Consider the following 13,024-nt stretch of genomic DNA (forward strand, 5'->3'; position numbering starts at 1 on the left):
ACTGGCCAATTATTGCCATTGTAATCAGCCACAACGGTAATCTTTTTCATGCTTTTGATGTAAACAACCCCTACAAAGTTGCACGTTTCTAGTTTATTTATCACCAAATTATGCCATATACATCTTCTTTTGTTGTCTTAATCAATCTTGCACAAATGAATTGGTCCACCTCTGTGTTTACATTGATTGTTAATAATCTTAGGTTTATCACCTAGTATTTCACAGTAGACTCCTTTGTTTTCATCCGGAAAAGAAATATGAAAATTCTGTATATTACCTCTAAATATTTTTACAGCCATTGGTTCAAATCACCTATCGAATATATTTCGTATTCGCATTCATCAGAAACAATTAAAGCACCGTGTAACCTATTTGCCTTGATTATAGTACCTTCGTTTGCTTTGAGTATAGTTGATTTACCAAATCCATTTAGAAACTCCATTTCGCCAGAGACGATATGACATAGCTCGTCGTTATCATGTGTATGTGTTATAGATAATTCACCCTTAGGTTCAACAAACCGTCCAACTGTAACTTTACCACTACTGCAACCTTCTTTTACCTTCGTGAAAATGATATCATGGGCATTTTTGTAGTATGATGCCTTATCTTTCCATTCTATTTGATCAGCAAAGTCCTTTTCTGCTAATTCGCCTAAAAATCTCGCTTCTTCAAATCCTCTTACAATTTCAACGGCAGCTGTTGTGCCGTATTTTTCTATAGCTGGTTTAACAAGATCATCAAACGCCGTTTTACTATGATGAGTATCAATATGGCAATGTTCCTTAAAATAATTTTCAAACATATTTGGTAGTGCATCTTTTAAGGCATCTAACCAAATCTTACAGCTAACTATAAACGACGTTTCTGCCAAAAATATTGCACCTATGTACCTAAATATATTTCTTTTATTTCTTGTAATCATATTGTAGTAGTTTGCTAAAAGTAGACTAGTATTAAGATAGTATTGCCAATAATAATGCGGTACATTGTTTAGACCTGCTGACTCAAGCGTTTTTTCAAATAATGTAGAATGTCTTTGTTTGTGATCTCCATAGCCTAATTCGTCTATTATTATACGAAATAATGCGCTCCCCATTTCCCCATAATTACCTGATGAATATCTAGCCATAGGAGATGATTCTATTAAAAAGTCTGGGGCTAGCTGCAGTAGCCAATCTTGTGCTGCATTTTTTTTATCGATACTATTTTTAATACTCTCCGCAGAATCCATGGTCTTTTGGTCATACATAGAATTAATATAGTCGTTAAAATAATCTTCAACTAATTTTAGATTCCAATTATCTGACACTTTAATTTCATCATTCAAAAACGAGAATAAATAATTTTCAAGATACGGTATGGCAACACCAGCTGCAGCCAATCTTTTATCATCATAAAAATCGTTGAAGTCTGTATAGCATAAATCACCTTTAGTAGGAAGGTATAAAAAGCTAGTATCATTCATAGAAAATAAAGCTCTATTTGCTGCAAAAGAAGAATACGAAAGCATATCTTTAAGCTCCAACGGTTCATCAAAGTTTATATGCTTTAGAACATGTGGTCTTATGCGTCTACCATAGAAATTTTCTTCATATCTATTGTCATTATCGTAGAACAAAGTGGAATTGCAAAAATATAACAATGCATCCTTTGCTAGCGCTTTGTCTCCAAAATTATCAGTAATTTTTGGTTCTAGTACAGATTTTTTATATTCCATAATAACACTCCTAGTTTTGTATAATAGTTATCTTATTATTTAAATCGACCATTAATTTGTAGCTATTATTTTTAGATAGAAAAATAGGTTTTTCAAAAGGATGAAAAGCTTGATGCCAATGAGATACATCACTTACGTCATTGGAAACACGGACTCCATTAAAGTCCATAACAAAGTAAGATAAAACACCGTGACAAACTGAATCCACACTTGGATTTATATCTATATGCGTGACTTTAACATCGCCCTGTTTAAAATCATATGGGCGCAATACAAAGGTTTCTGACATGGATTCAAAGTTATATACACTAGCTTTTACTGGGAAGTAACATTGTGAACTATACTGATTAATAGACGATAAATCGAACCCTAATATGTCATCCTGTACACTGTTTAGGCCAAACATATCTTCGCTGTTTACAAGACATCCATATTGTGTAACAAGTCCTGGAAGAACAATTGTTTTATCGTTTGAAATGCGTTGGATATCTTTGGATATTTCACGATAACCTTCTCCAATAACCCCACAATCGAACGTTTCAGTAAATATAATATCTGGTGAAAAATCCAATATCTTTTTATCAATTAATTCAGATGATTTCATGTTTACAACGGTCACAATATCAGAAAATCCTGCTTTATCTATGTTATACTGCGCTAGTTCGGCTAGTTCTTCATTCACTTCACAAGTTACTACCTTTTTTGCTCCTTGTCTTGCAAAAAGGAGAGCTATCAACCCTGCACCTGTACCGATTTCAAAAACCGTTTTACCTTCCACATCCATCCTAGAAATTCCTTCAAATATAGTATTGTTTCTTATCCTATCCGATAACATAGAGAAATGCCACGTTGGAAAAGTACGATTCTTACTTATGGTCGCGATCATGTTTAAAACTACCTCCTTTTGTTTTTTGCATTATTCTAATAATTATGATAAATTAATATAAACTATTATTTTAAAAAACAAATTCAAACTCAAATTCAGCTACATATTTAACCTTAAATCTTCAGTTTCAAGGTTGAATATATTATTTTTTCACAAAATATCTATTTTATTTATCCATCGATTTTTGTAGTTGCAAATATTTCGGGCATATCTGCTAGATTTTCGTTTTCAATTGTATTACTAGCGCCTAAGATTGCTACCAAACAAAGAATTAATGCTACCTTTTTCATCGATTTCCTCCTGCAAAGTTAATTTGTACGTCCGAAATAGTTGAAGGTTATTATTCTTATAATCTACCTTTTATGACCAGTTCTCCTATAGTGCTCGCAAAGTATACTAGGAGAATGAATTGTTAACTTAAAACAAACTGTAGTTGGTGGTTTCGGAAGTACATTTTTATAATAAACCACTCTTAAACTCAGTTTTATGCAAATTCTGCATATTTCTAATAGGAGAGTGAAATAAATGAACATTGCTTCTCACGGAAAAGCAATTCGTAGAATAAGAAAAATAAGGGGACTATCACAATCTGAACTAGGGGATGGGATTGGAGGACAATCTTTCATAAGTAGAATCGAACATGGATTAGTCTTACCGTCAATCGATACTTTATTAATAATTGCCAATCGTTTGGAAGTTCCCCTCGAATACTTACTGGAAAGCTTTCGTACTGAAAATTTTCAACATATTACAAATAAAAAGAAAGAATTACGCTATTTAGTCGGGCAAGGTTTGTATCCTGAAGCTCTCCAAATTAGCAAAAATGAGCTCAAAGCTTACAATTCCGATGTTGACTATGTTTGCTTCTTGAAATGGGTGGAAGCAATTTCCGAGTATAAATTAGGAAAAATACGGTACCAACAATGTATAGCAAAGCTACAAGAAATACTAGAAAGTAAAGACACTTACTTTTCAGACCGAAATTTATTTTTAGATGTACAGAGCTCGATTGCTACGGTTTACTTAAGCGCTGGAATGCTCCAACAAGCCATTAAAAACTATGAGAAAATTATAGAGGACAATTTTATATACACTGATGAAAATTTCAAGGTAATTGTTCTATATAATTATGCAAATGCTCTTAAAAGAAACGAATTATTTAAGAAGGGGATAGAAATATCAGAAAAAGCTATTTCTATGGCAAAAATATCTGGTAAGTCCGTTGTAATCGGACCACTTTACTACATTTTGGGTGAATGTAAAGAAGGGTTTCATTTTGATGAAATCAAAGCTTGTTTCGATAAAGCGATATATTTTTTTAAGGCCTATGATAGATTAGACCTAATTGAAATAATGAAAAAAGAGCATAAGAAATACTATGACGAATAAATAGTCTCGTAGAAAGCTATATTTGAACTGGATTGTTGGAAACGAACATATCCCGAACTCATCCAATCCAATGCCCCTAGAAAGTTCTTCCGTTCGAGAGCCCAAGTTTCCAGACCCACTCTCTCAAATGGTATGTATGCGATATTGTGTCACCATGCCTAATACGAGATTCGTTACGTAACTATCGAATGAAAACATTTTATTAGTATATGATAGCGGATATTATACTATTCTTAATTCATCTTAAGAATTTAAAGATTATATGAAATACTATAACCAGCATAGATATCAGTGAAATTTAAAGAAGATGATTCCTGTTGGATACAGAAACCATCTTCTTACTGCCGCCTAACTTTTTTTATTGTCCTTTACAAAGGACCCAGATTAAATAAATACATAACTTTTCATATAGCCATTAATCTTGTTTAATTTCATTGGCATAGATAATATTTTCCCATATAAAAAACCTTCTATAGCAAATAGAAAAGCCGCTAAAAATAATATCCCGAGGAATTTTTTCAGTAGCTTTCCTTATTGCACTAGGAATTTTTCATCCCATATACTTATCACAAAAGGATCCAATATATTTTCACCGTAAAAACTCGTAAAAAATAATTAACTTGATTTTTTTCTTTTACTTTTTACATTTCGGTAAAACAAAGCAGCACTCAGCGGCATAACACCAAACCACTTATTCATAAATGGCTCTTTTTCAGCACGGCGTTGTTCTTTCTTTTGTTTTCGATCTTCTTTTGGAGCATCCATATACGACACAAACTGCTGCGTCACAAAGCGAACATAATCATTAGTAGACATATTATCATCACCTCTACTTGATTAGTATGTCCACTTTTTTATACATTAATCTTTTCCTTTAATTCATTCATAATTTGCTTTACAGACTTATTTGTCGTATCGATATGAATGTGAGCCTCTTCATAATAAGCTCGGCGTGATTCAAATTTCGTTACAAATGCATCTATATCTTTCTTTTGAAATAGTGGACGTGTCGTATCTTCACTAAGCCTTTCTGCAATTACATGCGGATCACAATATAAATACACGACAGTTCCGTTCTCTTTCATCCACTTGCGATTTTCTGCTCGTTCAATAATTCCCCCACCAGTTGTAATAATGACATTATGGACTGGTAGCGCACGTAACATTTCGCTTTCATATTCCCGAAAAGCCATTTCGCCTTCTTCGGCAAAAATATTTCGAATTGCCTTCTCTTGCTTCTCTTCAATTTTTTGATCAGTATCTACAACATCTATTTGAAGTTCTTTACTTAACGCTTTTCCAATTGTTGTTTTCCCTGCTCCCATATAGCCGGTTATGTATATAGATTTCATTTTCTGTCCTCTCAATCGTCATTTATTAATTGTTATTATAACGAAAGATGCTACTTTGTTTAATAAAAAAACGTTTTGTTCTTATACTATGAAGAACAAAACGTAACATTCGCTTTTACTTATAAGTACCTCTTCTCACCCACTGCGTTGCAATCCATTTCTCGCCTTTCGTTACAGGTGCCCCTCCGTGTAACGTAAGCTCATTTAGTGATTGATCTTGATAAAAATACTCAAAGTATACTGCCATTCCTTTTCTAGGATGTACAGAAAGATTTAATTTCGGGAAGTACGTTTCCCCGCCTTCTTCTACATCATTTAAGTACATTACAAGCGTACTAATACGATTGTTAGCAGCTGATCTACTATGTTCCGCAAAATAATCATAGTGTGCTTTATATTGTTGATCCACTTCATAATTTAAAATGTGTAATCCTTCACCATGCGACGCAGGAACATTCATGATAGATGAAATTCGTTTTTCAATCTTTGAAGTAAGTTCATTGTCTTCCAAAAATGCACCGCTACTTGTTCGAATATCATTTACATCACGTGATGAACCAATTTTAGAACGCTCCATTTTATTTTTAGACATTTCAATCAATTCATCACACTCTTCATCACTTAGTACATTTGCTAATACGACAATAAGAGGTTCTTCAAATTTTGAAATAATGTGTATTTCTCTATCTTCTGTCATAATCGTATTTCCTTTATGATCAAAAATAGTTTGTTCCTTATTTTCACCTATTTGATTGTTGTTTGTCATTTCCCTATTCTCCCTAAAAATAATGATTGGATAGCATGAATATATCATATTCTTTCTACCTTTCTCTTTTTTGAGAAAATTTAAACTTTTAATCATTATATTTATCCATTTCTTCTAAAAAATCAATTTAATTTACAATAGGAAACCTTGGTTTATTTACATATATTTTACATATTATCCTTCTATCCAATCGACTATTTTCCCATCCTTTTTTCTATACCGAAAACCTACCGTATAGAAAGCTTCCTGTTTGAGTGTGCACTGCAACGTAACGAGAATTAAATCATTTTCAAAGACATAATTTCCACTCGCTTCTCCCTTTTCATACTGAAAGAAAAATGTACCTTCTTTTTCTTTTTGCTGTAAATCTTTTTTTATATCTGTAATAGATCGGTTAAGTAATTCATCCAATAAAAACTTTTGTTCTATTTCTATATAAAATTTTTTATCTGTAAACAACATATTTGTTTCGTATATAAAAAAAGAAGTTAATAAAATAAGAAAGATAATCGTTCCAGGCATTGTAAATCCATTTTGCTTTCTCATACGTTTATTCCTATTTCGCTATATCGCATAACTACACCTTCATATATTTTCCCACTAGTATCTTTCACATTTATAATGAGTACATGAGGTGTTAGTTTGTAAGAAACCGTTCCAATATTTTGTAAAACAACTTCCCTCCCGCGCCTATTTACCTTTCTTATAAGACGACTATTCTCTTTTTCATACGATACTTCACTCCCATTACGCGATCGGAATCGTAAAATACTTTCTCCATTTTCAAATGCTAGCTGTTCTCCAGATGATACTTCACGAAACTCCAATTGCATTTGCCCTAAATACACATCCCACTCCCAATCATTTAACCCTTTCAACTGTTTATTTTCCATTTCAATGAAATGTAGGCGGGGAAAGAGCAAAAAAAATATTGATAATAGAAACAGACATACAATCATTTCTATTAATGAAAAACCAAATTCTAATTTATTTTTTCTCCTACATAAAAGCATTGTTCCATCATTCTGTCTTTCACATCTCTCCACACAGTACAAACTTCATTGCCTCCCCAATATGTGTAATACACAATTCCATTTATATTCTTTTCTATTATTCGCTTGTCTTCATTTCCATACATATATATAGCTGCTTCTTTTTTTAATAATCCAGTTGCCTTATAACGAATTTGTATATTTTTTCTTTCTTGCATAACTAATACTGTTTGCGGTAGTAGTAACGATACAGCCATCATTAAAACACTTAACGATACAATCATTTCAGCCATTATGGATCCTTTTTGACATTTCACGATACGTAAATCTCCCTCTTCCAAGCTGAAATACAATTTCATATTTATAATTTCGATACGAAATTATAATCGTACCACCTCTATTAATATTTCCACTTGGATTATATGTCATCGGATTTGGAAACGTATGCAAATCAATTTGTATATCTTCTTCATACTCTCGCTTGACGATATAATACTTTGTACCTGACTCTTTTATAACATACATATTTCTATCTTTATGCCAACGTAATGTATAGTGCTTTTGACGGTTTATCGCTAATTGCTGCATATACAAAATATCATTTGAAAACTGTCTCAAAAATTGTTCAACTTTTTGTCGCTCGTATAAGGAATGAACACTAAAATACGTAACTATACTTAATACAGAAATAGCAAATAAAACGAGTAACATTTCTAAAAAAGTAAACCCCTGTTGTTTCACAATGCCCTAATTGATACTGCGCCATCATCTGAAATATGAATAGATTCGCCATTCGGGCACTTATCAGTTGTAATATACTTTTCATCTGTCAGTTCTTTTAACGATGGAATTTTATTATGTTGTAATTGATATACTTGTATTTGCGCTTCTATAGATTTCACGTAAGCTGCACAACCTTTTCCTTGGACCGATGAGCGCTGTGTAACTACATTCGGAATAATTAATAGTAATAATATAGTTATGACAACCATTACTAATAGCATCTCTAACAGAGTAAACCCTTCCTCATTCTGCATACAAATGCCCCCTAAATAGAATTCATCATTTGAAACATCGGCATAATCATCGCTAAGTACATAAGGACAACGATTCCTCCAATACATGTAAATAAAATAGGCTGAATGATAACTAACATATGTTTAATTTTCCGTTCCATCTTTTCCATAATAAGATCGCTATAGTCACCTAATTCAATCCCTAAATTGCCGTTTGCTTGTCCATGCGTAATAACATAAGAAAGTTCTTTCTCGTAATACCCACTTTTAGCAATGATAGAATGTAACTGTTCTCCTCCAATTAATTGTCTTTCAATCCGGCTCGCTTCATATTTAAAGAACGGATGATATCTTTGCTCCATCATTATTGTTAAAGCTTCACATACTGATAGTCCACCATTTAATAAACCACTCAACTGAGTAGCAAAATAATGTGAATGCTTTAAAATAAGAAATGTTTTGATGAGGGGAATACGAAGCATAATTTTTACCTGTCTAATATGTGGAAGTTTCCTAAAATACAACATGTATAAAATACCTCCAATACTAACAGTTAAAATAGCGGTTAAAATAATGTAAGGTAGCAGTTTTATTGCACTTAAAATTTGTTCTGTAAGTAGTGGTGTATTAGAACCGAACGAACTATAAACCATTTCAACCTGAGGTAATAAAATGAGTTTAAAAATAAAGAGCATGATTAGTAGAAAAAACATCAAAAACATAGGATACTGCATTATTTTCATCATGTCTCTCCTATACTTATCTTTCTTATAAAGAAGTGCACTTCCTTGTTGCAAAGCAAAAGAAATATCACCATGTTGCTCGGCATAAAATAAATAACTTAACATGTCCTGATGAAACTTTAACTGATGAAAAGAATCGTGTAGACTTTTCCCATCTTTTAACCCCTCAATCATGCGCTGCAATTGTACTTTCTTTTCTACAGGTAATTGAAGCTGTAAAAATTCTAATGCTTGTAAAAGAGAGTAGCCTTTTTCTAATAATTCTCCTAAACGTTTCAACAATACTACTTGATCACTTAAACTCCAAGTTTTCTTAAACATAAACATCTTCTTCTAAAAAACCTAAAGCATATCCTTTTCGTATTGACGATTCTAAAGTCTCATGTTTGTAAGTAACACATTCTCCACCAGCTTCTTTAAGCGCTTGTTTTAACTCATATCCATATAGTAGCTCATATATGCTAGCCTGCCTTACTTGCCTCATTGATTTACATAAAGTTGAGCACTTTCCTCTGCAAAACGGACACTTCAATTCGACAAGTCGCTGTGCAGCTACAGCCAATAAAGACTGTTCAATCTCTTGCCTCGTTATACCATAATCCATGAAGCGAATGATTGCTCCTTTCGCATCATTCGTATGGAGTGTTGTCATTACTAAATGTCCTGTCAAACTTGCTCTTATAGCTATTTTTGCTGTTTCTTCATCACGGATTTCACCGACTAAAATAATATCTGGATCATGACGTAAAATAGCCTTTAATCCTGTTTCATATGTGAGACCCGCTTTTTCATTTATTTGAATTTGTAATACATCGTCACTTCTTTTTTCAACCGGATCTTCAAGTGTAATGATGCGACGTGTTTTCTTTTTTCTAATTACCTCTAATAATGCATACATTGTCGTCGTCTTCCCAGATCCAGTCGGTCCAGTAAACACAAGTAGCCCCTGTGAATAGCGTAAAAACGAGAGTAGTTTTGCTGCCGTACTTGGAAATAACGAAAGATGTGATAAGGGCTGAACAGATGCTTGTAAATGAAGGCGAATAACGAGACTTTCTTGATATACTGTTGGAAGTGTTGAAAGGCGTAAATACACTTCTTGTCCATCAATTTGCAAATACAACGAACCATTCTGTGGCTTCCGTTTCTCTCCTATGTCCATAGATGCTAAAAATTTGAAATGTGAGACAAGTTTTTCTCCAAACTCCTTTTCAATACACTGTCTCGTCATTAAATCTTTTCCTATACGTAGTTGCACCGCTACATCCTTCTGCCGGGGCACAATATGTAAATCTGACGCTTGTACCCTACACGCTTCTTTTAAAATTGCATTCGCAAAAATTTCAATCCCATTCATCACTTTTCCCTCCTCACTATGTATATAGCATGAAAACATGCGCAATAAAAATTTGGACTTTTGTATTTTCAATAGAGAAAAAAGGAAAAATATGTTTGTGAAATTATGAACAATTTCCGAATTATTGTCTGAAATTACCTATACTCATGTTTATCTGTATTATAATGTTATTATCTTGGATAAAGTGATAAAGGTGGAGATCCTCATGGAACAAGCTTTAAAAATTACAGGTGTATTATCTGACCCAACTCGTTATTACATTTATAAATATATTTCGCAAAAACATAGTTACGTAACGGTACAAGAAATTGCAGATGAGTTTGACATTCATCCAAACGTAGCGCGTTTACATTTATCTAAATTAGAAGATGTTCATATGCTAAAATCGGAAACGAAGAAAACTGGAAAAGGCGGACGACCGAGCAGATTGTATGTCTTATCTGAAGATGTTATCCAATTACAATTTCCATTCCGTGATTATCAATTGTTAGCAAGAATCGCATTTAATTCTTTACTTAGTCTTGGTGCTGCTGGTGAGAAAGCGCTATACGAAACAGGAAAACAATTCGGAGCTGAATTAATGCAACAACATATGCAACGTTTAAATGTGAGTGAAGATGCTTTAACAGTGGAACAAAAAGTTCAAATTGCAAAAGAAGCTTTCTCAACAGCTGGCTTATCACCTGCATTTGAATTAAGTGCAGATGGAACAAAAATTTTCTATGATGTACACAATTGTCCATTTAAAGAAGTTGCTGTTCATCATCCAACTGAAATTTGTAACATGCACGGAGATATGATGAAAGGGATTTTTGAAATCCTATTCCCTAACATGGAATTAACTCGAAATGATAGTCTATTAGATGGATGTAAATCTTGTAATTATAAACTAACAATTTAATTTTTCATATAAAAAGAAGCCAATAATAATTGGCTTCTTTTTATATGAACGAATATTTACAATAGTAAGAAAAATAAACTATAATGAGGTGAGGTTTACTTTTTTTAGAAAAGGAGGGAGATGGCATGGAGCGCATGTTTCGCGTTCTCGGCTTTTGGACTGGAATTTTCTCGGTTATGTTTTACGTAGGGGATATGCAACCGGCCGCACTACTATTTTTAGGACAAACAGGTTTCTTCGTACTTTTAAGCTATTTAAAATTAACAGAGCGTATGTATATATACGTATTTGGGGCATATTTAACTGTTTTCTTCATAGGATTTACATACTACACGACATTCTTACTTGTGCCTGGGGCTGGACATTAAAAGATGGCATTTTGCCATCTTTTTTTTAATCCCGGAATTTCCTAGTTGACTTATAGGTTTTATTACCTTATATTCTATATAACAGATTGGAATTAGGGGGAATCAACATGAATACACTGCTTGTCGGAATTAACGTTGCAGTCATGCTCATCTTAGTTGGCGTATTATATTATATGCAACGTAAGCATGTATCTTTTAATAAACGTGTATTTACCGCTTTAGGAGTCGGAATTTTATTCGGTCTTATATTACAATTTATTTATGAGCCAACTTCTAAAGTAATTATTGAATCAAATACTTGGTTTGGCTTAATCGGTAACGGTTATGTAAAATTACTTCAAATGATCGTTATGCCACTTATTTTAGTATCTATTATTTCAGCATTTACAAAATTACAGTTAACGAAAAACCTTGGTAAAATTAGTGGCCTTATTATCGGTATTTTAATTCTTACTACAGGAATCGCTGCAGCTGTCGGTATCGCTGCAAGTGCAGGATTTGATGTATCTGCAACCGGCCTACAACAAGGTGATGCAGAATCTGCTCGTCTGAAACTAGTTGAAGAAAGATTTACTTCTATTGAAAAGACAACAATTCCAGATAAATTATTAGAGCTATTACCTACAAATCCGTTTCTTGATTTAACAGGTGCTCGTCCAACATCAACAATTTCTGTCGTAATATTTGCAGCCTTTATCGGCATTGCCTTTATAGGTGTAAAACGAAAATATTCAGAACAAGCAGAGCTATTTAAGAAGATGCTTGATGCTGTATATGCAATCGTAATGCGTATGGTAACATTAATTTTACGCCTTACTCCATACGGCGTATTAGCTCTTATGGCAAAAACAGTTGCTGGTAGCGACATAAATGCTATTTTAAAACTTGGCAACTTCGTGTTAGCGTCTTACGTAGCACTTATCGTAATGTTCGTTATCCACTTATTATTAATTGCGCTATCTGGTTTAAATCCAATTCAATATTTAAAAAAGGTGTTCCCTGTATTAACATTTGCATTCACATCTCGCTCTAGTGCTGGTGCGATGCCATTAAATATTGAAGCTCAAAAAGAAAAGCTTGGTATTTCCGAAGGAATTGCAAACTTCGCAGCTTCATTTGGGGTATCTATCGGACAAAACGGTTGCGCAGGTATTTATCCAGCAATGCTTGCAATGATGGTCGCTCCAACTGTAGGAATTGATCCATTACAACCACAATTTATTTTAACTTTAATCGCTGTTGTTGCTATTAGCTCATTCGGTGTTGCCGGAGTTGGTGGCGGCGCAACATTCGCAGCTTTAATCGTACTATCTACAATGAACTTACCAATCGGTATTGTTGCTCTAGTTATCTCGGTTGAGCCATTAATCGATATGGGGCGTACAGCTCTTAACGTAAGTGGCTCTATGACAGCAGGTCTTATTTCAAGTAAATGGCTTGGTGAATTAGATCAAGATACGTACAATCAAGATGATACAAAAACTGGTGAAATTGCTTCATAATGAAAAAAGACGCTAACATACAATTGTTAGCG

At 33.4% G+C, this 13,024-nt stretch carries 16 protein-coding genes and 1 pseudogene; 5 read left to right on the top strand and 12 right to left on the bottom strand.

Annotated elements, in window-relative coordinates; genetic code table 11:
- Positions 1-289: 289 nt before the first annotated feature.
- Together AC3WVZ_RS19850 and AC3WVZ_RS19855 are read right to left on the bottom strand one after the other, a co-directional pair.
- Complete coding sequence (locus AC3WVZ_RS19850; protein WP_100650930.1) at positions 290-1,720, bottom strand: iron-containing redox enzyme family protein; 1,431 nt, start codon at positions 1,718-1,720, stop codon at positions 290-292.
- A gap of 10 nt (positions 1,721-1,730) precedes the next feature.
- Positions 1,731-2,606, bottom strand: a complete 876-nt coding sequence (locus AC3WVZ_RS19855; protein ID WP_000562119.1) for a 50S ribosomal protein L11 methyltransferase — start codon at positions 2,604-2,606, stop codon at positions 1,731-1,733.
- Positions 2,607-3,131: 525 nt separating this feature from the next.
- Between AC3WVZ_RS19855 and AC3WVZ_RS19860 the strand changes: the two genes are divergently transcribed.
- Together AC3WVZ_RS19860 and AC3WVZ_RS19865 are read left to right on the top strand one after the other, a co-directional pair.
- Positions 3,132-3,995 (top strand): helix-turn-helix domain-containing protein, encoded by an 864-nt coding sequence (locus AC3WVZ_RS19860; protein ID WP_233935304.1) that lies wholly within the window; start codon positions 3,132-3,134, stop codon positions 3,993-3,995.
- A 247-nt stretch (positions 3,996-4,242) separates the two neighbouring features.
- A pseudogene (locus AC3WVZ_RS19865) lies at positions 4,243-4,347 on the top strand (IS3 family transposase); the annotation flags it as partial.
- 263 nt (positions 4,348-4,610) lie between these two features.
- On the opposite strand, the gene AC3WVZ_RS19870 reads toward AC3WVZ_RS19865, so the two are convergent.
- The 10 genes from AC3WVZ_RS19870 to comGA form a co-directional block, all read right to left on the bottom strand.
- Positions 4,611-4,811: a YqzE family protein gene (locus tag AC3WVZ_RS19870; RefSeq protein ID WP_000106083.1), complete on the bottom strand. Its 201-nt coding sequence runs from the start codon at positions 4,809-4,811 to the stop codon at positions 4,611-4,613.
- Between the two features lie 38 nt (positions 4,812-4,849).
- A complete protein-coding gene (locus AC3WVZ_RS19875; protein ID WP_000836646.1) occupies positions 4,850-5,347 on the bottom strand; it encodes a shikimate kinase in 498 nt (165 codons plus the stop codon).
- Positions 5,348-5,462: 115 nt separating this feature from the next.
- Positions 5,463-6,113, bottom strand: coding sequence for a 2OG-Fe(II) oxygenase (locus tag AC3WVZ_RS19880; protein ID WP_000183857.1), 651 nt, complete (start codon positions 6,111-6,113; stop codon positions 5,463-5,465).
- A 174-nt stretch (positions 6,114-6,287) separates the two neighbouring features.
- The gene (gene comGG / locus AC3WVZ_RS19885) at positions 6,288-6,659 is read right to left on the bottom strand and encodes a competence type IV pilus minor pilin ComGG (protein ID WP_001231316.1); all 372 of its coding nucleotides are present in this window, start codon (positions 6,657-6,659) and stop codon (positions 6,288-6,290) included.
- Complete coding sequence (gene comGF / locus AC3WVZ_RS19890) at positions 6,656-7,126, bottom strand: competence type IV pilus minor pilin ComGF (protein ID WP_000923096.1); 471 nt, start codon at positions 7,124-7,126, stop codon at positions 6,656-6,658. Before comGF ends, comGG begins: the two co-directional genes overlap by 4 nt.
- Complete coding sequence (locus tag AC3WVZ_RS19895) at positions 7,096-7,398, bottom strand: hypothetical protein (protein WP_000829469.1); 303 nt, start codon at positions 7,396-7,398, stop codon at positions 7,096-7,098. Before AC3WVZ_RS19895 ends, comGF begins: the two co-directional genes overlap by 31 nt.
- Positions 7,391-7,846 carry a competence type IV pilus minor pilin ComGD gene (comGD, locus tag AC3WVZ_RS19900; protein ID WP_233935305.1) on the bottom strand — a complete coding sequence of 152 codons (456 nt, stop codon included), beginning with the start codon at positions 7,844-7,846 and terminating at the stop codon, positions 7,391-7,393. Before comGD ends, AC3WVZ_RS19895 begins: the two co-directional genes overlap by 8 nt.
- Positions 7,843-8,142 carry a competence type IV pilus major pilin ComGC gene (gene comGC / locus AC3WVZ_RS19905; RefSeq protein WP_001178687.1) on the bottom strand — a complete coding sequence of 100 codons (300 nt, stop codon included), beginning with the start codon at positions 8,140-8,142 and terminating at the stop codon, positions 7,843-7,845. The genes comGD and comGC overlap by 4 nt, the downstream gene beginning before the upstream one ends.
- A gap of 11 nt (positions 8,143-8,153) precedes the next feature.
- Positions 8,154-9,191 (bottom strand): competence type IV pilus assembly protein ComGB, encoded by a 1,038-nt coding sequence (comGB, locus tag AC3WVZ_RS19910; RefSeq protein WP_282082057.1) that lies wholly within the window; start codon positions 9,189-9,191, stop codon positions 8,154-8,156.
- A complete protein-coding gene (comGA, locus tag AC3WVZ_RS19915; RefSeq protein ID WP_001013170.1) occupies positions 9,178-10,221 on the bottom strand; it encodes a competence type IV pilus ATPase ComGA in 1,044 nt (347 codons plus the stop codon). The genes comGB and comGA overlap by 14 nt, the downstream gene beginning before the upstream one ends.
- A 205-nt stretch (positions 10,222-10,426) precedes the next feature.
- Between comGA and AC3WVZ_RS19920 the strand changes: the two genes are divergently transcribed.
- The 3 genes from AC3WVZ_RS19920 to AC3WVZ_RS19930 all read left to right on the top strand — a co-directional run bounded on the left by AC3WVZ_RS19920 (position 10,427) and on the right by AC3WVZ_RS19930 (position 12,992).
- A complete protein-coding gene (locus AC3WVZ_RS19920; protein WP_000434125.1) occupies positions 10,427-11,122 on the top strand; it encodes a helix-turn-helix transcriptional regulator in 696 nt (231 codons plus the stop codon).
- Between the two features lie 125 nt (positions 11,123-11,247).
- Positions 11,248-11,490, top strand: coding sequence for a DUF2626 domain-containing protein (locus AC3WVZ_RS19925; RefSeq protein ID WP_000440716.1), 243 nt, complete (start codon positions 11,248-11,250; stop codon positions 11,488-11,490).
- Between the two features lie 107 nt (positions 11,491-11,597).
- Positions 11,598-12,992, top strand: a complete 1,395-nt coding sequence (locus tag AC3WVZ_RS19930) for an L-cystine transporter (RefSeq protein WP_233935307.1) — start codon at positions 11,598-11,600, stop codon at positions 12,990-12,992.
- Positions 12,993-13,024: the final 32 nt, after the last annotated feature.

The organism is Bacillus sp. CPT56D-587-MTF (genome assembly GCF_058792335.1).

What these genes read in the sequence shown, in the direction of transcription:
- AC3WVZ_RS19880 (WP_000183857.1), bottom strand. Translation starts at nt 6,113, where the DNA reads ATGACAAACAACAATCAAATAGGTGAAAATAAGGAACAAACTATTTTT.
- AC3WVZ_RS19875 (WP_000836646.1), bottom strand. Translation starts at nt 5,347, where the DNA reads ATGAAATCTATATACATAACCGGCTATATGGGAGCAGGGAAAACAACA.
- AC3WVZ_RS19920 (WP_000434125.1), top strand. Translation starts at nt 10,427, where the DNA reads ATGGAACAAGCTTTAAAAATTACAGGTGTATTATCTGACCCAACTCGT.
- comGG (WP_001231316.1), bottom strand. Translation starts at nt 6,659, where the DNA reads ATGAGAAAGCAAAATGGATTTACAATGCCTGGAACGATTATCTTTCTT.
- AC3WVZ_RS19855 (WP_000562119.1), bottom strand. Translation starts at nt 2,606, where the DNA reads ATGATCGCGACCATAAGTAAGAATCGTACTTTTCCAACGTGGCATTTC.
- AC3WVZ_RS19895 (WP_000829469.1), bottom strand. Translation starts at nt 7,398, where the DNA reads ATGGCTGAAATGATTGTATCGTTAAGTGTTTTAATGATGGCTGTATCG.
- AC3WVZ_RS19860 (WP_233935304.1), top strand. Translation starts at nt 3,132, where the DNA reads ATGAACATTGCTTCTCACGGAAAAGCAATTCGTAGAATAAGAAAAATA.
- comGA (WP_001013170.1), bottom strand. Translation starts at nt 10,221, where the DNA reads ATGAATGGGATTGAAATTTTTGCGAATGCAATTTTAAAAGAAGCGTGT.
- AC3WVZ_RS19870 (WP_000106083.1), bottom strand. Translation starts at nt 4,811, where the DNA reads ATGTCTACTAATGATTATGTTCGCTTTGTGACGCAGCAGTTTGTGTCG.
- AC3WVZ_RS19925 (WP_000440716.1), top strand. Translation starts at nt 11,248, where the DNA reads ATGGAGCGCATGTTTCGCGTTCTCGGCTTTTGGACTGGAATTTTCTCG.
- AC3WVZ_RS19930 (WP_233935307.1), top strand. Translation starts at nt 11,598, where the DNA reads ATGAATACACTGCTTGTCGGAATTAACGTTGCAGTCATGCTCATCTTA.
- comGC (WP_001178687.1), bottom strand. Translation starts at nt 8,142, where the DNA reads ATGCAGAATGAGGAAGGGTTTACTCTGTTAGAGATGCTATTAGTAATG.
- AC3WVZ_RS19850 (WP_100650930.1), bottom strand. Translation starts at nt 1,720, where the DNA reads ATGGAATATAAAAAATCTGTACTAGAACCAAAAATTACTGATAATTTT.
- comGB (WP_282082057.1), bottom strand. Translation starts at nt 9,191, where the DNA reads ATGTTTATGTTTAAGAAAACTTGGAGTTTAAGTGATCAAGTAGTATTG.
- comGF (WP_000923096.1), bottom strand. Translation starts at nt 7,126, where the DNA reads ATGCTTTTATGTAGGAGAAAAAATAAATTAGAATTTGGTTTTTCATTA.